16 protein-coding genes and 1 riboswitch are annotated in these 18,578 nt (G+C 71.8%); of the genes, 7 read left to right on the top strand and 9 right to left on the bottom strand.

The genetic code is table 11. The features are described 5' to 3' along the window. Positions 1-12: 12 nt before the first annotated feature. On the top strand, positions 13-1,551 hold the full coding sequence (gene pdxR / locus SMIR_RS13830) for a MocR-like pyridoxine biosynthesis transcription factor PdxR (protein ID WP_249938423.1): 1,539 nt from the start codon (positions 13-15) through the stop codon (positions 1,549-1,551). Further along, a complete protein-coding gene (locus tag SMIR_RS13825) occupies positions 1,541-2,032 on the top strand; it encodes a carboxymuconolactone decarboxylase family protein (RefSeq protein WP_212727055.1) in 492 nt (163 codons plus the stop codon). The genes pdxR and SMIR_RS13825 overlap by 11 nt, the downstream gene beginning before the upstream one ends. A gap of 113 nt (positions 2,033-2,145) precedes the next feature. Here the strand turns inward: SMIR_RS13825 and SMIR_RS13820 are convergent, their stop codons facing one another. From SMIR_RS13820 to SMIR_RS13795, 6 genes are all read right to left on the bottom strand, one after another. Further along, positions 2,146-2,952 carry an aminotransferase class IV gene (locus tag SMIR_RS13820; protein WP_212727054.1) on the bottom strand — a complete coding sequence of 269 codons (807 nt, stop codon included), beginning with the start codon at positions 2,950-2,952 and terminating at the stop codon, positions 2,146-2,148. Between the two features lie 18 nt (positions 2,953-2,970). Then, on the bottom strand, positions 2,971-4,170 hold the full coding sequence (locus tag SMIR_RS13815; protein WP_168494812.1) for an FAD-dependent monooxygenase: 1,200 nt from the start codon (positions 4,168-4,170) through the stop codon (positions 2,971-2,973). After that, complete coding sequence (locus SMIR_RS13810; protein ID WP_168494814.1) at positions 4,167-5,738, bottom strand: class I adenylate-forming enzyme family protein; 1,572 nt, start codon at positions 5,736-5,738, stop codon at positions 4,167-4,169. The genes SMIR_RS13815 and SMIR_RS13810 overlap by 4 nt, the downstream gene beginning before the upstream one ends. 62 nt (positions 5,739-5,800) lie before the next feature. Continuing rightward, positions 5,801-7,366 (bottom strand): AMP-binding protein, encoded by a 1,566-nt coding sequence (locus SMIR_RS13805; protein ID WP_212728354.1) that lies wholly within the window; start codon positions 7,364-7,366, stop codon positions 5,801-5,803. Positions 7,367-7,368: 2 nt separating this feature from the next. Further along, the gene (gene pabB / locus SMIR_RS13800; protein WP_168494816.1) at positions 7,369-9,567 is read right to left on the bottom strand and encodes an aminodeoxychorismate synthase component I; all 2,199 of its coding nucleotides are present in this window, start codon (positions 9,565-9,567) and stop codon (positions 7,369-7,371) included. A gap of 30 nt (positions 9,568-9,597) precedes the next feature. Then, positions 9,598-10,185 (bottom strand): putative antibiotic biosynthesis monooxygenase, encoded by a 588-nt coding sequence (locus tag SMIR_RS13795; protein ID WP_099946583.1) that lies wholly within the window; start codon positions 10,183-10,185, stop codon positions 9,598-9,600. Positions 10,186-10,418: 233 nt separating this feature from the next. Here SMIR_RS13795 and SMIR_RS13790 point away from each other — a divergent pair, with 233 nt between their 5' ends. Beyond that, positions 10,419-11,198, top strand: a complete 780-nt coding sequence (locus SMIR_RS13790) for a DUF3050 domain-containing protein (RefSeq protein ID WP_211118785.1) — start codon at positions 10,419-10,421, stop codon at positions 11,196-11,198. Between the two features lie 289 nt (positions 11,199-11,487). Further along, complete coding sequence (locus SMIR_RS13785; protein ID WP_212727053.1) at positions 11,488-12,168, top strand: DUF4232 domain-containing protein; 681 nt, start codon at positions 11,488-11,490, stop codon at positions 12,166-12,168. Positions 12,169-12,300: 132 nt separating this feature from the next. Here the strand turns inward: SMIR_RS13785 and SMIR_RS13780 are convergent, their stop codons facing one another. After that, on the bottom strand, positions 12,301-13,128 hold the full coding sequence (locus SMIR_RS13780) for a DMT family transporter (protein WP_168501247.1): 828 nt from the start codon (positions 13,126-13,128) through the stop codon (positions 12,301-12,303). 155 nt (positions 13,129-13,283) lie between these two features. On the opposite strand from SMIR_RS13780, the gene SMIR_RS13775 reads away from it, so the two are divergent. Together SMIR_RS13775 and SMIR_RS13770 are read left to right on the top strand one after the other, a co-directional pair. Next, positions 13,284-13,634, top strand: a complete 351-nt coding sequence (locus SMIR_RS13775; protein ID WP_168494820.1) for a hypothetical protein — start codon at positions 13,284-13,286, stop codon at positions 13,632-13,634. Between the two features lie 59 nt (positions 13,635-13,693). Next, positions 13,694-14,881 carry a glutathionylspermidine synthase family protein gene (locus SMIR_RS13770; protein ID WP_168494822.1) on the top strand — a complete coding sequence of 396 codons (1,188 nt, stop codon included), beginning with the start codon at positions 13,694-13,696 and terminating at the stop codon, positions 14,879-14,881. 29 nt (positions 14,882-14,910) lie between these two features. On the opposite strand, the gene rocD is transcribed toward SMIR_RS13770, so the two are convergent. Continuing rightward, positions 14,911-16,119 carry an ornithine--oxo-acid transaminase gene (rocD, locus tag SMIR_RS13765; RefSeq protein ID WP_168494824.1) on the bottom strand — a complete coding sequence of 403 codons (1,209 nt, stop codon included), beginning with the start codon at positions 16,117-16,119 and terminating at the stop codon, positions 14,911-14,913. Positions 16,120-16,245: 126 nt separating this feature from the next. After that, positions 16,246-16,333, top strand: a riboswitch (ZMP/ZTP riboswitch). Between rocD and SMIR_RS13760 the strand changes: the two genes are divergently transcribed. Then, a complete protein-coding gene (locus SMIR_RS13760) occupies positions 16,315-17,811 on the top strand; it encodes a glycine hydroxymethyltransferase (protein WP_168501248.1) in 1,497 nt (498 codons plus the stop codon). (Overlaps the previous riboswitch by 19 nt.) Positions 17,812-17,861: 50 nt before the next feature. On the opposite strand, the gene SMIR_RS13755 is transcribed toward SMIR_RS13760, so the two are convergent. Further along, complete coding sequence (locus tag SMIR_RS13755) at positions 17,862-18,551, bottom strand: hypothetical protein (RefSeq protein ID WP_212727052.1); 690 nt, start codon at positions 18,549-18,551, stop codon at positions 17,862-17,864. Between the last annotated feature and the right edge of the window lie 27 nt (positions 18,552-18,578).

Genomic DNA, 18,578 nt, shown 5'->3' with positions numbered 1-18,578 from the left:
TGGTCCATTTACATGGCGAAATCATGGGCCACTTTCGGGGTCGACCTGCACGTTGAGCCGACCGGACCCGGTGTCCGCAGAGGTCTGACGGAAGCCCTCCGCGAGGCGGTCCGCAGCGGCCGCCTCGCCCCCGGCACCCGGCTGCCCTCCTCCCGCTCCCTCGCCGCCGACCTGGGTATCGCCCGCAACACGGTCGCGGAGGCGTACGCGGACCTGGTGGCGGAGGGCTGGCTCACCGCCCGCCAGGGCTCGGGCACGAGCGTCGCACGCCGCCCGGTGCAGGCCCCCTCCACCACCTCCGCGCCCGGCCGCCCGGCCCACGCCCGCCCGGCGTACGACCTGGTCCCCGGCTCCCCCGACCTGTCCTCCTTCCCCCGCGCGGCCTGGCTGAAGGCCTCACGCCGCGCCCTGGCCGTCGCCCCGCACGAGGCCCTCGACTACGGCGACCCGCGCGGCCGGGTGGAACTGCGCACCGCCCTGGCCGGATATCTGGCCAGGGCCCGGGGCGTTCGCACGGACCCGGAGCACATCGTCATCTGCTCAGGCTTCGTGCACGGCCTGATGCTGCTCGGCCAGGTGCTGCGTGGGCGGGGACTGACCTCGCTGGCCGTGGAGTCGTACGGGCTCGACGTCCACTGGCGGCTGCTGGAGCAGGCCGGACTGCGGACGGTGCCGCTCGGATTCGACGAACTCGGCACGCGTACGGAGGAGTTGGCGGCCGGTCCACAGGGCGGGGACGCGCTGGGAGGCGTACGGGCGGTGCTGATGACCCCCGCCCACCAGTTCCCGATGGGCGTACCGCTGCACCCCGACCGGCGGGCGCAGGTGGTGGACTGGGCGCGGCGTGGCGGCGGTCTGATCCTGGAGGACGACTACGACGGGGAGTTCCGCTACGACCGCCAGCCGGTCGGCGCACTCCAGGGCCTCGACCCCGATCACGTGGTCCATGTGGGCACGGCCAGCAAGTCCCTGGCCCCCGGTCTGCGGCTGGGCTGGCTGGTGCTGCCGCCGTCGCTCGCCCCGGAGGTGGTCGCGGCGAAGGGCGGGGTGGACTGGTCGTGCGGGGTGCTGGACCAGCTCACCCTGGCGGAGTTCATCACGTCGGGCGCCTACGACCGCCACGTCCGGGCGTCCCGGCTGCGTTACCGGCGCCGCCGGGACGCCCTGGTGGCGCGGCTCGCCGAACAGGCCCCCGGAGTCCGGGCCACGGGCATCGCGGCGGGCCTGCACGTGGTGCTGCGCCTGCCGCCCGGCACCGAGCAGGAGACGCTGCGGGCGGCGGCCTGGCAGGGGCTCGCGGTGCACGGGCTCGACCGCTACCGCCACCCGGAGTCGCCCGCCGAGCGGACCGACGCGCTGGTGGTGGGGTACGGGACACCGCCGGACCACGGGTGGTCGGGGGCGCTGGACGCATTGTGCGCGGCACTGCCTTTCGACAGCACTTTCAACGGAACGTTCAACAGCACTTTCGACAGCACCTTCAACGGTACTTTCCACAACGAGGGAGTCGGCGGCCCTTTTCATGGAATAGAGTCGCCTCATGAGCAATAGTGAAGCCCTGTCCCGTGTGGCCCTGAAGACGATTACCCCCGAGGCGTCCGGCGCCATGGGTGCCCTGCACGGCGCCGCCGTTTCCGCGGCCCAGGACGCCAAGGTCGAACCGGAACTCCTGGAGCTGATCAGGATTCGCGCCTCGCAGCTCAACGGCTGCGCGTTCTGCCTCGACATGCACACCAAGGACGCCCGCGCCGGGGGTGAGACCGAGCAGCGGATCTACGCCCTGAACGCCTGGCGGGAGACCCCGTTCTTCACCGAACGGGAGCGTGCCGCACTGGCGTTGACCGAGGCGGTGACACTGGTCCACGACGGACACGTGCCGGACGCGGTCTACGCCGCGGCGGCGGAGGTCTTCGACGAGGCCCAGATCGCGGCGCTGATCTGGGCGGCCACCGTCATCAACGCGTACAACCGGATCGCGATCGCGACCCGTATGGTGCCGGGCGCCTATCAGCCCGCCCAGAAGAAAAGCTGAATTCGGGTACGAGGGAGAGTGCCGGGTCGAATTGAATTCGACCCGGCGTTTTTTCCCGGTGATCCCGTCTTTTTTCCCGGTGATCCCGCCCGGAATCCGGTCGACTCCGGAATTCAGTCGACCGGCAGCGGTTCCATGACGTCGTGCAGCCACTGCCGCCATTCCGGGGCGCGCACGGCCGGCGCCGGGCTCATCGGCCGCGCCGTCCAGGCGGTCACCGGCCGGATCCCGTGCAGCGCGTTCACGAGCCACACCTCACGGCCGTCGAGCTCGGCCACGGTCCGTTCGCGGTGGGCGACACGGATCCCGGTCCGGTGGGCCCGCTCCTGGATGAGGCCGGCCGTCACTCCGGCCAGGACGGGCAGCTGCGGCGAGGGCGAACACAGGGTGTCGTCCTCCCACCACAGCACGCTGGCCGTGGCCGCCTCCAGCACCACACCGGAGGACGCGATCAGCACCGCCTCCTCCGCGCCCTCCCCGGAGGCCCGCCGCCTCACCCGGGCCAGGGTGTCCAGGTCGGGCCCCTTGCGTCGGGGGACGGTCCGTGGATCGCTCTGCCCCGCCGCCCAGACCCGCACGCCCGTGCCGAGCGGCGGCGCGTGCCGCAACAGCAGCCGCAACTCCATGGAGCCCGCGGCGAGTTCGACCCGGGGGAACCACTCCCCGGTGCGCGGCAGCGCGGCGGTCATGTCCCGCCAGAACGCGACGAGCCGGTCCAGCGGTGGGCCGCCGCAGTCGCCGCAGGCCCGCAGGAAGCGTTCCCGGTGCCGGTCGAAGCCGCGCATCCGGCCGTCGCGCAGCAGCCACGAGTCCGCGACGAGCAGCCGCCCGCCCGGCAACGTGCCGGGGGCCGGTCCGGAGGTCAGCCCACGGCCGGGTGACCACGCCAACAGCTCCTCCGCGATGGCCGGTTGTGTCACTGCGTACCCCTCTCGGTCTCAGTACTTGCGGCCCGCGACAGCGGGCGAACCGTTCCGTGGCCCGTACGGCGCGTGCTCCAGCCAGGAACCGCACCACGGCAGCACGGGCGCGAGCGCCGCCGCCGCCCGCTGCTTGACCCGGACGATCCGGCGGTGCGGCCGCAGATGGTCCAGCGCGCTGCCGGCGGCCGCGCTGTTGAACAGGGCCGCCGCCCGCCGGACCTCGGCGAACCCGGCGACCGCGGCGGCCGTCCCGTCGGCGATCGCCCGCGCGGCCGCCGCCGCGTCCGCGATCCCGCTGTTCATCCCGCGCGCGCCGAACGGCGGGAACAGGTGGGCGGCCTCGCCGACGAGCAGCACCCGCCGCTGCGGGTCGCTGAACGAGGCGGCGACCTTGCGCAGGAAGCGGTACGTCGACACCCACAGAACGCGCTCGGCGTACCCGTCGTCCACCACCGCGGGCAGCCATTCCCGTACGGCCTCCTCGGTCCCGTACGCCTCCTGCGTGTCGTCGTCACGGCACTGCAGGTCGACCTGGAAGCCCCCGGTGAACGGCACCTGCATCACACTGCGGCCGCCCACCCCCGGATGCTCGTAGTGGAAGACCCGCTCCAACGGCAGCTCGGCGTCCGGCAGGTCGGCGACGTCCACGACGACGTGGAAGCCGTCCGCGCGCGTCCCCTCCATCGGGATGCCCAGCTCGCCCCGGACCGCCGAGCGTGCCCCGTCCGCGGCGACGGCGTACGTGCCCGTCCAGACGCGGCCGTCCGCGCCGCTGAGCACGACCTCCGTCGGTGCGACGCGCACCCCCGTCACCCGCGCCCCCCACGCGAACTCCACTCCGGCCGCCTCGCACGCGGTGCGCAGGAAGCGCTCGGTGTCCACCTGACGCAGGCTGGTGAAGGGCGGGAGGCCGGGCGTGGACGGCGGCGGGAAGGTGCGGGCGTACACCTCACGGCCCCGGTACAGGGTCCGTCTGGTGTGCCAGGTACGCCCGTACGCCGTGATCTCGGCGGCCAGCCCCGGGCGCATCCCGTCGAGCAGCCGCAGGGTCTCCCGGTGTACGAACAGGGCGCGGCTGCCCGGGCGTTCGCGCTCCTGGGGGTCCGCCTCCAGGAGCACGACCGGCAGCCCGTGCGCGCGCAGCGCGAGCGCCGCCGACAGCCCCACGGGCCCGGCACCCACCACGAGGACCGGATGGCCGGAGGCGCCGCTCACGTGCGCGCGCCCTCGGCCAGCATGCGGGTGATCTCCACCCGCTTCACCTTCCAGGTCGCGGTCATCGGCAGCTCCTCGAAGCGCCACTGCCGGGGCTCGGCCAGGGGCGGCAGATCGGCCGTGGCCTCCCGCCAGCGCGCCGGGTCCAGCGGCCGTTCGCCCCGTACGCACACCACCGGCACCGGTTCCCGGTCCGCGCCGGGCACGATGACCACCTCACGCAGTTCCTCCAGCCGGTCCATCAGGGCGTCCTCGACCTCCAGATTGCTGTGCACCGAGTCGATCCGATCGATCTCACGGTCGATCAGATACAGCCCGCCCAGCCGTCCCTGGTACCCCATGTCGCCCATCTGCCACCAGCCGCCGCCGTCGAGCTGGCGTAGGTACTGCTCCCGGGCGCCGAGGTAGGTGAGGATCCGCCCCCGGGTGCGGGCCTCGATGCGGCCGGGCGTGCCGGGCCTGGCCCGCCCGCCGGAGTCGTCAGTGACCCGGACCCGGGTGAAGCCGGGGATCCCGATCCCGACCCGGCGCCCGTCCGCGCGGGCGGCGCTGCGCCGGGTGAACCACTGGAAGGCCACCGGACCCGTCTCGCTCTGCCCGTACAGCTGCATCAGCCAGGGCATGCGCCGCTTCGAGGCGTCCAGCAGCCGCCGTACGGTGCGCGGATGGATCGCGTCGAACGTGGAGCCGTACGAGCGGACCCGGGACAGCGGCGCTCCGGGCGCGTCGGCCAGCTCCTCCCACAGCACGAACGTGTTGGGGTGGGTCTCGACGATGCCGGGGCGGTGCCGGGTCAGCAGCGGTCCCACCGTGGCCGGGTCCGGGTCGGTGATGAGTACGAGCGGGCTGCCGAAGTGCAGCAGGACGCCGAGCAGATGGTAGAAGCGCGAGTGCACGAACGACATGTGCAGCGCGGCGGTCTCGCCGCGGGTGGGCCAGCCCATCGCCTTCTGCGGGACGAGCCGGTTCCACATGGTGTTCGCGCAGTGCACGGCGAGCTTGGGCAGGCCGGTGGTGCCCGAGCTGTGGGTGATCAGGGCGGGCTGGCGCGGATGCAGCCGGACGGGAGAGGGGGTTTTTGCCCTGGCGTACTTCTCCAGGGGTTCGGCCCCGGGCGCGTCGTCCACGGAGAGCGTCCGGCGTACGAGGCTGGAGAGGTCGACTTCCTCCAGCGGGCCCTCCAGCTTGGCTCTGTCGGTGATCAGCCAGGGTTGGTGGAGCCGTTCGAGGAGCCGGCCCACCACCGGACCGGCGAGCGCGGGGGACAGGAGGACGGGAACGGCCCCGATACGGGAGACGGCGCAGGTCAGCAGAACGATGTCGACGTTGTCCCTCTTGTGGACGACCACCTCTTCCGAGGGCCGGACCCCGGCCTCCCACAGCCGTCCGGAGAGCTCCTCGACCACTTCGGCCAGCACCGGATAGCTGAGGTCGACCCCGAGGCCGGGATTGACGTCGAGCGGCCGGTCCAGGGTGACGAAGACGGCTCCGTGGCGGTCCGCCGCGTGCCGGAACATCGGGCCCAGGTAGAAACCGCGGTCGGCGAGCAGGGGCTGCTGTTGTCGCATGTGCCCGTTCCCTTCTGTCCTGTGGTCTGTGGCTGTGGTCTGTGGTCGTGGTGCCGCGGTGGTCACCAGGCGCCCTGGCGGACGAGGTGGCGGCGGAGCTTTCCGGTCGAGGTGCGGGGCAGGGACGGGACGAAACTGATGGCTCTGGGGACCTTGAACGCGGCGAGGTGCTCGCGCGCCAGGCCCACGAGTTCGGTCTCGAGACCGGACGGCCCGGACAGTCCGGAGAGGCCGGGCGGCAGGGGTGAGACGGGGACGACGAAGGCCCGCAGCCGGCTGAAGCCGCGCCAGTCGGTCATGGCCGCGACCGCGACCTCCTTCACCGCCGGATGGGCCCGCAGCACGGCCTCCACCTCCAGCGGGGAGATGGTGATCCCGCCGACCATCTCCAGGTCGTCGGTGCGTCCCAGGTGCCGGTAGCTGCCGTCCGGCTCCCGGCGCGCCCGGTCGTGGGTGGCCAGCCAGCCGCCGACCAGGGTGCGTTCCGACTCCTCGGGCCTGTTCAGATAGCCGGGCGTCAGCGTCGGCCCGCGCACCCAGAGTTCGCCCTGCGCGCCGTCCTCCACCGGCATACCGGCTTCGTCGCGCAGCTCCACCTCGAAACCGGGGACCGGGCGGCCGACCGTGCCCGGGTGGTTGTGCTCGAAGCTGTTGGCGCAGAACGCGTGACCGGCCTCGGTGGAGCCGATCTGCTCCAGGACCGGCGCGCCCAGCAGTTCGGTGACCTGCTTCCCGAGCCCCTCGGGCAGGCCCTCCCCGGCCGACACGGCGGCGCGTACGGAGACGAAGCAGGCCGCGTGACCGCTGCCCCGGTCGGCGACGAGGGCGGCGTACGCGGAGGGCACGGAGTAGAGCAGGGTGACCCGGTGCCGGGCGACGAGCTCGTCCACGGCGGCCGGGTTCGGACGCCGGTCCACCAGGACGGCGGAGGAGCCGGAGAAGAGCGGGAAGACGAAGGCGTTGCCGAAGCCGTACGCGAAGTACAGCTTCGACACCGACAGGGTGACGTCGTCCGGGGTGATCCGCAGCAGCCGCCGGCCGATGAGGTCGTGGTACGTCTTCGGGTCGCCGTGACAGTGCACGACACCCTTGGGCCGGCCCGTGGTGCCGGAGGTGTACTGGACGTAGAGCGGGGTGTGCGCGTCGACCGGGTGCGCGGCGGCCGGCTCGGCGTCGGCGGTGAGCGCCATCAGCTGGTCGGCGCCGAGACGCACGCGGTCGGTGAAGCGGTCCTCCAGGCCCGGTCCGGTCACGCAGAGCACGGCCTTGGCGTCCTTGGCCATGAACGCGTGCTCGGCCGGGGGCAGTTCGGGGTTGACCAGGACCGCGACGGCTCCCATCCGGGCGGTGGCGAGGAAGGCCGCCACCCAGGCGATCCCGTCGGGCAGCGCGAGCAGCACCCGGTCGCCCGCACCCACGCCGTGCGCGGCGAGCACACCGGCCGCACGGCCCGCGAGCTCGTGCACCTCGCCGTGCGTCCAGGCCCGGTGACCCTGGTGGAAGGCGACCCGCTCACCCCAGCCGCGCCGCTCGGCGAGCGCGGCGAGATGGGTGGCGAGATTGCCGGGGGCGTCGGCGTCGGCGTGGGTGCCGGTCGGCGACTGCGGAGTCGGCGTGGACGTGGGGATCGTCACCGGGCGGGCTCCTCTACGGCGGCGCGGCGGGGGGTGTCCGTCCGACGGGCGCTCACCCCTGCCGGGGTGGCTTCCTGGTGCTCCCGCAGGGCCCGCATCTGTGCCGCCGTCTTCAGCAGCATCTCGTCGTACTCCGCGACCGGATCGGAGTCGAGGACGATCGCGCCGCCCGCGCCCAGGTGCATCAGCCCGTCCGCGAGTACGGCGGTACGGATGACGATGCTGAGGTCGGCGCCGCCGCTGCATCCCAGGTAGCCGAGGGCCCCGGAGTACACCCCGCGCGCCTCGGTCTCCAGCGTCTCGATGATCTCCATGGTGCGCAGCTTCGGCGCGCCGGTCATCGAGCCGCCGGGGAAGCAGGCGCGCACGCAGTCCACCGCTTCCGTGTCCGGGCGCAGCCGGCCCTCGACGGTGGAGACGAGCTGGTGCACGGTGGCGTAGGTCTCGGTGGCCATGAGCCGGGAGACGCGTACCGTCCCGGTCCGGCAGACCCGGCCCAGGTCGTTGCGGAGCAGGTCGACGATCATCAGGTTCTCGGCGCGGATCTTGGCGTCGGCGGCGAGCGCGTCCCGCAGGCGCGCGTCCTCCTCCGGGGTGTCGCCCCGGGGCGCGGTGCCCTTGATGGGCCGGGCCTCGGCGACGCCGCCGCGGGTGATCCGCAGGAAGCGCTCGGGGGAGGCGCTCGCCACGTCGAGGTCGCCGAACCGCAGGAAGGCCGCGTACGGCGCCGGGTTGACGCGGCGCAGCACTCGGTAGAAGTCGTACGCGTCGGGCGGCGCGGGCAGCCGGGCGGCGTTGGTCAGACAGATCTCGTAGCTGGTGCCCGCGCGCAGTTCACGCGCGCAGGCCTCGATGTCCGCGAGGTAGGTGGCCCGGTCGCGGACGAGCCACGGCTCGGCGGCGCCGAGGTCGGGCTCGGCAGACACGGGTGCGGGCGGTAACGGCTGCGGGTCGGCGCCGACGAAGGTGAGCTGGGCGAGTGCGCCGTCGAGCCAGTCGGTGGCCTCCCGGGTGGCCTGGGGGGTGTCCTCGGCCACACAGACGGCGTAGGTGAAGCCCTCCTGGTGGTCCACCGCGATCAGCCGGTCGGCGAACAGCCAGCAGGCGTCGGGGGTTTCGGCCTGGTGGCGGTTCGGGGAGCCGCAGTCGGCCTTGGTCTCGTACCCGAAGTAGCCGACGTATCCGCCGGTGAAGTCGAAGGGCAGCCCGGTGGCGTCCACGCGCCGGTTCGCCAACTGCCGCTTGAGGTAGTCGAAGACGCTCGCCCGGACCTTGCGCGGCGGTCGTCCGGCCCGCTCGATCTCGCAGCGGCCGGTCGTGACGTCGTACCGGACGAACTCCGACAGCGGCCCGGAGCCGTCACCGAAGAACGAGAACCGTGACCGCCCCTCCTCGACCCGCGCGCTGTCCAGCCAGAACGCCCGCGGGGAGGTGGCGTACATCCGCGTGAAGGCGGCCTCCGCGTCGATGGCGGTGGCGATGCGGCGGGTGTGCAGCCGGTGGGCGGGGCGGACGGTCCGCGTGGGGCGGGAGGGCGTGGCCGGGGCGGGGATGGCCGCCGCGGACGGGGTGACCGCGGTGTTCTTCGTACGAGTCTTGCGGGCGCGTTGCGCGGTGAGGTTGCGGAAGTTCACGAGCATCCGGTGGCCGTACTCGGTGAGGACGGACTCCGGGTGGAACTGCACGCCCCACAGCGGCCGGGTGCGGTGCCGCAGTCCCATCAGGACGCCGTCCTCGGACCAGGCCGTGGCTTCCAGCGTCTCGGGCAGCGGCTCGCGCACGGACAGCGAGTGGTAGCGGACCGCGGTGAAGTGCTGCGGCAGCCCCTGGAACAGGTCCCGCTCGGCGTGCCGGATTCTCGACAGATGCCCGTGCCGGGGCTCCGGGGCGGGCAGCACCCGGCCCCGCTCCCCGAGGGCGATGCCCTGGTGGCCCAGGCAGACACCGAGCACCGGGATCGTGGACTCCGCGAGCACTCTGGCGCTGATCCCGAAGTCACGGGATTCGGCCGGGTGCCCCGGTCCGGGCGACACCACCACATTGTCGAATTCCGAGAGATCCGGAATTCTTCCGCCTGCTCCTTCGGGGGCGGCGTCGTTGAGGATCACCACCGGCTCCTCGCCGTTGACCTCGGCGATCAGCTGGAACAGGTTGTACGTGTACGAGTCGTAATTGTCGATGAGCAGGGTCTTCACCCGCCCACCTCCCTTTGATCGTTCTCGGGCCTACGCGGTCCGTCTTTTATGACGTCCGCGGAGCGCCTGGAGCGGTGGGTACAGCCATTTCTTGAAGAATCGCTGAAGTCGCGGCATGAGAATCCAGGTGACGAGGGCCGTCACACACAGACACAGCAGCAGCGTACGGATCAGTGGGTTGAGACCGCCGAGATACGGAATCACGAGCAGATTGAATAAGAGAACCGGTGGGAAGACCGCACTCATATTCACGAACCAAAGCTTCCATTTCGCGGGCGGGAGCGGTGCGGCCGGCGGTTTCGGCGCGCCGGTCTGGGCGTCGAACCAGCTCTTGGAGCCCCGCACGCTCCGCCGGCCCGTCTCCCGGGCGAACGGGTCCGCCCGGGTGGCCCACTGCGCCCGGATGATCGAGTCTTCCCAGGCCAGGGCCGACCCCTCGCTGTCGAAGCGGTAGACCACATGCCACTCCGCCTCTCCGTCGGCAAGTACACCACCCCCCAGGAAGCCCGGTTCGCGCGAGCTCGCCCGCAGCACGGCCCACCCCCAGGAGTGGAAGTCGGTCTCGCGGCCCGGGATCACGTGATACGCCACGGTGACGGTTACGGGATTCCTGGTCACGCTACCGAGTACGGAAAGCGCATACAGCGCGTTCAAATATTCAACGAAGTTTTTCGAGTGTCCGGATCGTGACCTTTTGTTTATCTTTCGGTTATCTTGACATCTTCTGTCGATCGATACTCCTGGTAACTCTCCCGTGATTTCCGAAAGTGCTTGCGGGGTCCGTCGATAAAGCTGCACGATCGCCATTCATCGCCGCTGTGGCCCCCATCTGTCACCAAGAAGGAGATCCCATGTCCAGGTACGACTGGAATATGAACCACGAGGGAATCGAGCGGGCGCGTTCCGTGATCGAATCCGCTCGGAAAGAGGTCACCACCCACCCGATTTACCAGCGGATAGGCAGCCGGGAGGACATGGCGACGTTCATGGCGCACCATGTGTTCGCGGTATGGGACTTCATGTCGCTCCTGAAGTCCCTCCAACGGGAACTGACCTGCGTCGACGTCCCCTGGGTGCCGCGCGGCACGGAGGTCGGCCGGCGCCTGATCAACGACATCGTCCTGGTCGAGGAGAGCGACGAACTGAACGGCGGCTTCACCAGTCACTTCGAGCTGTACCGCGCGGGCATGACCGAGGCGGACGCCGACGCGACCAGGATCGACACCTTCCTCGCTCTGATCACCGAGGGCCACGACGTGCCCTCGGCACTCCGGGTCGCCCAAGTCCCGGGCCCTGCCGCCGAGTTCGTCCGCACCACCTTCGAGATCATCTCGGACCGGCCCCTGCACTGCCGGGCGGCCGCGTTCGCCTTCTCCCGGGAGGACCTCATCCCCGACATGTTCGACCAGGTCATCAAGAAGGAGGGCACCGACCGCTTCCCGCTCTTCTGCGACTACCTGGCCCGACATATCGAGGTCGACGGCGAGGAACACACCCCCATGGCCATGCAGATGGTGGCCGACCTCTGCGGCACGGACGACATGCGCTGGCAGGAGGCGGTCGAAACGGCGACGCTGGCCCTTGAGGCGAGGGTCCGGTTGTGGGACGGGATCGTGGAGGCGATGGCCTGAGATCCCGGACAACGGTGGTGCCCCCGACCGGGGGCCGGGGCGCAGGTGGAGGGGCGGGGGTGTTGGTCGGCAGCCGGACCTCGATGCGCTCGGTCAGGTCGCGCGGAGATCCGCCACTGGCAGGGCGGTCGCACGCGGTCCCCGGAACCCGGCGAGTGCTCCGAAAGCCTTCTGAATGGCTGACACCAGGTCAAGACGCCTCTGTTGCAGGGCTGTTGAGGATCGCCACGTACTGTGGTGATCAACACGGCGCCCGCCAGCGCCCCTCATGCAACGGAGAAGAACCACCATGCGCCTGTGCCACGCCGCCACCGCACTCGCCGCCACGTCCGCGCTGGCCCTGACGCTCACCGCCTGCGGGAACGGCAGCGGCAACGACGCCTCGGGCGACCAGTCGTCCGCACCGACGTCCTCGTCCTCGGCCACTGCGACCGGCGGCGCCCCGGCCGAAAACGCGGATGCCGCCAAGGACGCGGGCAGCAGCACGGGCAGCGGCAGTACGGGCACCAGCACCGGCGGCACCGGCGGCACCGGCAGCAGTGGCGGCACCGGCGCGAGCCGCTGCCACACCGCCGGGCTGGGCTTCTCGTTCGGAGCCGGCGACGGCAAGGTCAGCAGCTCGGACGACCAGCAGCAGCTGGCCGTGGTGCTGAAGAACAAGACGTCCGCCGCGTGCACCATCCAGGGCTTCCCCGGGGTCGACCTGAAGTCCTCCGGCGGCAGCTGGTCGCTGACCCGCAGCGGTGCGACGCCCAAGAAGGTCACCCTGGCCGCGGGCAGCAGCACGACGTTCACCATCACCTTCCTGCCGTGGAACCAGGGCAGCGGCACCGAGTTCAAGGCCACCTCGGTCGTCGTCACCCCGCCGAACGAGACCACCTCGACCACCCTGGCCTGGCCCGGCGGCAGCGTCCTGCTCCAGGACGGCGCCACGCACCCCGGCACCTACACCGGCCCCGTCGGCGGCTGACGGCCTGTCACCGCGTCCGCCGCCGGGACGGGCTCAGTGTGAACCGGGGGCCGCGTAGCTCCTCGCGCCCCTGAAGGCCTCGGCGTGCCCGGCATTCGAGGGCGATGCCCCAACGCCGGGCCCGTCGCCCCGTCACTCCTCCTCCACCGGCGCCTCTCCGAACCGTGCCAGTGCCAATGCCCCCGCCACCGCCACCGCGAATCCCAGCACGGCCAGCCAGGCCAGGCCCTCGCGGGTGCGGTCGCCCAGCCAGATCACCCCTACCAGGGCCGGTCCGATGGTCTCACCGATGACCAGACCGGCCGTGGCCGTCGTCACCGAGCCGCGCTGCAGCGCCGAGGTCAGCAGGATGAACGCGGCGCCTCCGCCGATGAGCAGCGCGTACGTCGCCGGGTTGGTCAGCAGGGTGGCGGGTGCGAGGTCGTCGATCAGCCGTACCGACACCTCTACGACGCCGAAACCGAACCCGGCCCCGAGGCCGAGGACCAACGCCCGGCCGCGCCCGGACATCCGCCCGCCCACCAGACCGAGCAGCAGCACCACCACCGCGGTCCCCAGCATCCAGTACTTCAGCGTCATGGACCCGGCCTCGCTGCCCTCCGTCCCGGACGCCAGTCCGAGCATCGCCAGCCCCGCGCACACCACCCCTACCGCGGCCCACTCCACCCCGCTCAACCGCACATGCAGCAGCCGCGCCGCGACCACCGCCGTCACGGCGAGGCTCGCCGCCAGCGCCGCCCCGACCGCGTAGATGGGGATGGAGCGGAGTGCCGCGATCTGCAGCAGGAAGCCGAGCCCGTCCAGCGCGAGGCCCGCGAGATACCGCCACTGCCGCAGCGCCCGCAGCAGCAGCGCCGCGTCCCCGCCCGAGCCGCCGCTGTCGGCCGCCGCCCGCGCGGCGATCGCCTGCAACACCGTCGCCGTACCGAAACAGACCGCCGCACCAAGTGCGCACACCATTCCAAAGAGCACGAAGTGACTGTAGGGGACGCCGAAAATGAGGGGGCTGCCGCCCACCTGTCGGAGCCGTTCCCTAATCTGATCGCTTGCGCCCAGCAGGGCACCCACCAGGACGCTCAACAGAACGCACTGTCACGACAAACGGGGGATCGAAGATGGCGGACACACGACGGCAACTGCGCTCGGGCACGGTCGTGCTCGGCGGCATGGGACTCCTCGCGGCGGCTCTCACCGCCTGCTCCTCGGAGCCGGACAAGCGCTGCGTCGACCGCGACAGCTACACCTCGGCCAGGGGCTACAAGGTCGTCGCCGACAAGAACTGCAAGAGCACCAAGACCTCGGTCAGCAGCGGCTGGTACTACGGCGGCAAGAAGAAGAGCGGCTGGGTCGACGGCGGCTCCTTCACCAAGGCGAGCAAGGGATCCGGCAGCAGCACCGGCGGCGGCAGCCACCACTCCGTCGACCGCGGCGGCTTCGGCAGCGGCAAGGGCAGCTCCGGCGGCTGAGCGTCCCCTACGTCACCACACCTGTAGGACGCGCCCCGCACCGATCGGACCCGTACGCCATGGAACGCCGCACCATCGAGCCCCGCCCCGGCTGGCAGCAGACCGTCGAGCACCAGGGCCTCGTCTACCCGCTGACCCGCTACCCGGACGACTCCCTGCGCCCCTACTGGGACGAGAGCGCGTACTACGCCTTCTCGCTCCCGGAGGTGGAGGCGCTGGAGGAGGTCGTCGAGGAACTGCACCGCATGTGCCTGGAGGCGGCCGAGCACATCGTCACGGAGAATCGTTTCGCCGACCTCGGCATCACCGACCCGCGCGTGGTGCGGGCGGTCGCCGAGGCCTGGCGGCGCCGCGACGAACTCCCCTCCGTCTACGGCCGGTTCGACCTGCGATACGACGGCACGGGCCCCGCCAAGATGCTGGAGTACAACGCCGACACCCCGACCTCCCTCGTCGAGGCGGCGAGCCCCCAGTGGTTCTGGATGGAGGACCGTTTCCCCGGCGCCGACCAGTGGAACTCCCTCCACGAACGCCTCGTCGCCGCCTGGAAGAAGCAGTCCGCCCTCCTGCCGCCGGGCAGCCCCCTCTACTTCGCGCACTCCGCCGCCGACGAACTCGGCGAGGACCTCATGACCGTCGCGTACCTGAAGGAGACTGCGCAGCAGGCGGGCCTCGACACCGACTGGATCTCGGTGGAGGAGATCGGCTGGGACCCCCTCTCCGGCCGCTTCGTCGACAACCAGCTCCGTTTCATCCGCAGCTGCTTCAAGCTCTACCCCTGGGAGTGGCTCACCACCGACCGCTTCGCCGACCACGTCCTGGACACCCTCGACAACGGCGGCGGTACGGGCACGACCCTGTGGATCGAGCCCGCCTGGAAGATGCTCCTCAGCAACAAGGCCCTCCTCGCCGTCCTCTGGGAGCTGTACCCGGGTCACCCCAACCTCCTCCCCGCCCACCTCGACGGACCCCGGGAGCTGGCCACCACCCAGGGGTACGTCGCCAAGCCGCTCCTCGGCCGCGAGGGCGCGGGGGTGACGGTGCACGCACCGGGCGCCGCCCCCGTCGTACGCGAGGACGAGCCCTGTTGCTACCAGGAGCTGGCCCCGCTGCCCGCGTTCGACGGCAACCACGTGGTCCTGGGCGCCTGGGTGGTGGAGGGGGAGTCCGCCGGTCTGGGCATTCGCGAGTCGTCCGGGCTGATCACGGACGAGTACGCCCGCTTCCTGCCCCACGTGATCCTCTAGGGCCTGATCGGCCGGACAGGCCAAGGCGTTCAATCGGCACCCAGCACGGCACGCAGCTGAGCCAGCCCCCAGTCCAGGTCCTCCTTGCTGATGACCAGTGGCGGGGCGATCCGGACCGTGACCCCGTGGGTGTCCTTGGCCAGGACACCCCGGTCCATCAGCCGCTCGGAGATCTCGCGTCCCGTGCCGTACTCGGGGGCGATGTCGACGCCCGCCCACAGCCCCCGCCCGCGCACCGCCGTGACATGCCCCGTGCCCGTCAGCAGCCCCAGCTCCCGGTGCAGATGGTCACCCAGTTCCGCGGCACGCCGCTGGTACTCGCCCGACCGCAGCATCGCGATCACCTCAAGGGCCACCGCGCAGGCCAGCGGGTTCCCGCCGAACGTCGATCCGTGCTCACCGGGCCGGAACACCCCGAGCACCTCCCTGCTCGACACCACCGCCGACACCGGCACGACCCCGCCCCCGAGCGCCTTGCCCAGTACGTACATGTCCGGCACCACGCCCTCGTGCTCGCACGCGAAGGTGCGGCCGGTGCGCCCCAGCCCGGACTGGATCTCGTCCGCGACGAAGAGGACGTTCCGCTCCCGCGTCACCTCCCGCACCCCGGCGAGGTAGCCGGGCGGCGGCACCAGCACGCCCGCCTCACCCTGGATCGGCTCCAGCAGCACCGCGACCGTCTCCTCGGTGACCGCCGCCCGCAGCGCGGCCAGGTCCCCGTACGGCACGATGTCGAAGCCCGGTGTGAACGGCCCGAAGTCCGTCCGCGCCTCCGCGTCCGTGGAGAAGCTGATGAGCGTCGTCGTACGGCCGTGGAAGTTGTCGCTCGCCACGACGATCCTCGCCCGTCCGTCCGGGACGCCCTTGACGCGGTACCCCCACTTCCTGGCCGTTTTCACGGCGGTCTCCACCGCTTCCGCGCCCGTGTTCATCGGCAGCACCATCTCCATGCCGCACAGCTGCGCGAGCTGCGCGCAGAAGTCGGCGAACCGGTCGTGGTGGAAGGCCCGCGAGGTCAGCGTCACCCGCTCCAACTGCGCCCGGGCCGCGTCGAGCAGCCGCCGGTTGCCGTGGCCGAAGTTCAGCGCCGAGTAGCCGGCCAGCAGGTCGAGGAAGCGGCGGCCCTCGACATCCGTCATCCAGGCCCCGTCCGCCGTCGCCACGACGACCGGCAGCGGGTGGTAGTTGTGCGCGCCGTGCGCTTCGGCGGAGGCGATGAGTCGTTCGGTGGTGGTCACGGGATCTCCGTTTCCTGCAGCGCGGGGATCGCTGCCGCACGGGGGTGGGGCTCGTGGCTCTCTTCCTATCGTCGCTCGCATGGTGGACGGGGGAACCCGGCGATCCGGCGCGCCCGGTAGGCTGGCCGACGGGGCCGTGACTGGCGCGCTGGGATGGGACCGACCATCGGGGAGCGGCCCCATGAACTGTGTGCCGTGCGCCTGGGCCGACCCGTGAACGCTGAACGCCACGTCCGGAGGCCGTCAATGCCCGAGCCCCTCTCCACCGAGTCCACCGCCTTCCGCAGCGCCCTCGACGTGATCCGGGCCGTGGAGCCCCGCGTCGCCGACGCCATCGGTCAGGAAATCGCCGACCAGCGCGACATGCTCAAGCTGATCGCGTCGGAGAACTACGCCTCCCCGGCCACCCTGCTGGCCATGGGCAACTGGTTCAGCGACAAGTACGCCGAGGGCACCGTCGGCCGCCGCTTCTACGCCGGCTGCCGCAACGTCGACACCGTCGAGGCCCTCGCCGCCGAGCACGCCCGCGAGCTCTTCGGCGCCGAGCACGCCTACGCCCAGCCGCACTCCGGCATCGACGCCAACCTGGTCGCCTTCTGGGCCGTCCTCGCCGCCCGCGTCGAGGCCCCGGCCCTCGCGAAGGCCGGGGTCCGCAACGTCAACGACCTTTCCGACGCCGACTGGGCCGAGCTGCGCCAGGCCTTCGGCAACCAGCGCATGCTCGGCATGTCCCTGGACGCCGGCGGCCACCTCACCCACGGCTTCCGCCCGAACATCTCAGGAAAGATGTTCGACCAGCGTTCCTACGGCACCGACCCCGCCACCGGCCTCATCGACTACGAGGCGCTGCGGACGTCGGCCCGTGAGTTCAAGCCGCTGATCATCGTCGCCGGCTACTCCGCCTACCCCCGCCTGGTGAACTTCCGGATCATGCGGGAGATCGCCGACGAGGTCGGTGCGACCCTGATGGTCGACATGGCGCACTTCGCCGGTCTGGTCGCGGGCAAGGTCCTCACCGGCGACTTCGACCCCGTCCCGCACGCCCAGATCGTCACCACCACCACGCACAAGTCGCTGCGCGGCCCGCGCGGTGGCATGGTCCTGTGCGACGAGAGCCTCGCCGAGCAGGTCGACCGCGGCTGCCCGATGGTGCTCGGCGGCCCCCTCCCGCACGTCATGGCGGCCAAGGCCGTCGCGCTCGCCGAGGCCCGCCGCCCCGAGTTCCGCGACTACGCCCAGGCCGTCGTCGACAACGCCCGCGCCCTCGCCGAGGGCCTGATGCGGCGCGGCGCCACCCTGGTCACCGGCGGCACGGACAACCACCTCAACCTGATCGACGTCGCCTCCTCCTACGGCCTCACCGGCCGCCAGGCCGAGTCCGCGCTGCTCGACTCGGGCATCGTCACCAACCGCAACGCCATCCCCGCCGACCCGAACGGTGCCTGGTACACCTCCGGCATTCGTATCGGCACGCCCGCGCTGACCACCCGTGGCCTGGGTACCACCGAGATGGACGAGATCGCCGGTCTCATCGACCGCGTCCTCACCGCCGCCGAGGCCGGCACCACCGCCAAGGGCGCCCCCTCCAAGGCCCAGCACGTCCTGGACCCGAAGATCTCCGACGAGATCTCCCACCGCGCCACCGACCTGCTGGCCCCGTTCCCGCTCTACCCGGAGATCGACCTCGGCTGACCCGCCCCTGGCCAGGCCTTTCGGGCCCTACAGGCCAGGCCCTTGGGGCCCTACAGATCGATCAGCTCCTGTCGTGGTTCCCGCGGCGGTCCGGCGCCATCCCGCCGGGCCGCCGCGCGGCGTACGAGGACGGTGCCGCCGACCCCGAGGAGCAGACCCGCGCCCAGCCCGGGCAGCACCCGTCGCGCACGCTCCGCGACACCCCGTTTCGAGGCCGGTGCGCCTGCGGCGGCCTCGATCAGCCTCCCTCGCCCCACCACCCGCTCGAACAGCGAGCGCGGCGCGCGGTGCCAGCGGATGTCGTCGTCCACCACGTCGGGCGAGGGGTCCGTGCGTACCCAGGGCGTGCCGTCCGCGGCCAGGAACAGCTGGTCCTGGCGCGCCATGGCGACATCGCCCCCCGGCGCGCTGTCGGTCTGCGGCCAACCCCCGACCCCGCTCAGCCCCCACATCACGGTGGCCCGTACCGGCGGGAAGTCGCCCGCCGCCCACGCGTCCGGCACCCGCTCCGTCCCCATGTAGGTGGGAGTCAGCAGGTCCCACAGCTGTGTGAAGTCACGCTCCCCGGAGTGCAGCGCGGTCGTCCGCCCCGTGCCGCCCTCGACGACCAGGGCCATGTCCGGTCCTCTCCGCCCCGCGGCCGGTGCGGAAGCCCGCGCCTGGTCCGCCCCCAGCACGGCGAGCACCACACCCGCGAACACCGCGATCCCCGACCTCGCCCGTCTGCCCCGGCCCGCCATGCGTCCCCCGTCCGCCCCAGGTACGTA

Source organism: Streptomyces mirabilis (assembly GCF_018310535.1).
In the GTDB taxonomy this organism is placed as follows: domain Bacteria; phylum Actinomycetota; class Actinomycetes; order Streptomycetales; family Streptomycetaceae; genus Streptomyces.
This window is presented reverse-complemented; position numbering and strand designations above follow the sequence as displayed.

Excerpts from the sequence above, each read along its gene's own strand:
- SMIR_RS13790 (WP_211118785.1), top strand. The coding sequence starts at position 10,419 with ATGTCCAGGTACGACTGGAATATGAACCACGAGGGAATCGAGCGGGCG.
- SMIR_RS13810 (WP_168494814.1), bottom strand. The coding sequence starts at position 5,738 with ATGCGACAACAGCAGCCCCTGCTCGCCGACCGCGGTTTCTACCTGGGC.
- SMIR_RS13825 (WP_212727055.1), top strand. The coding sequence starts at position 1,541 with ATGAGCAATAGTGAAGCCCTGTCCCGTGTGGCCCTGAAGACGATTACC.
- SMIR_RS13775 (WP_168494820.1), top strand. The coding sequence starts at position 13,284 with ATGGCGGACACACGACGGCAACTGCGCTCGGGCACGGTCGTGCTCGGC.
- SMIR_RS13755 (WP_212727052.1), bottom strand. The coding sequence starts at position 18,551 with ATGGCGGGCCGGGGCAGACGGGCGAGGTCGGGGATCGCGGTGTTCGCG.
- SMIR_RS13780 (WP_168501247.1), bottom strand. The coding sequence starts at position 13,128 with ATGGTGTGCGCACTTGGTGCGGCGGTCTGTTTCGGTACGGCGACGGTG.
- pdxR (WP_249938423.1), top strand. The coding sequence starts at position 13 with ATGGCGAAATCATGGGCCACTTTCGGGGTCGACCTGCACGTTGAGCCG.
- SMIR_RS13785 (WP_212727053.1), top strand. The coding sequence starts at position 11,488 with ATGCGCCTGTGCCACGCCGCCACCGCACTCGCCGCCACGTCCGCGCTG.
- SMIR_RS13770 (WP_168494822.1), top strand. The coding sequence starts at position 13,694 with ATGGAACGCCGCACCATCGAGCCCCGCCCCGGCTGGCAGCAGACCGTC.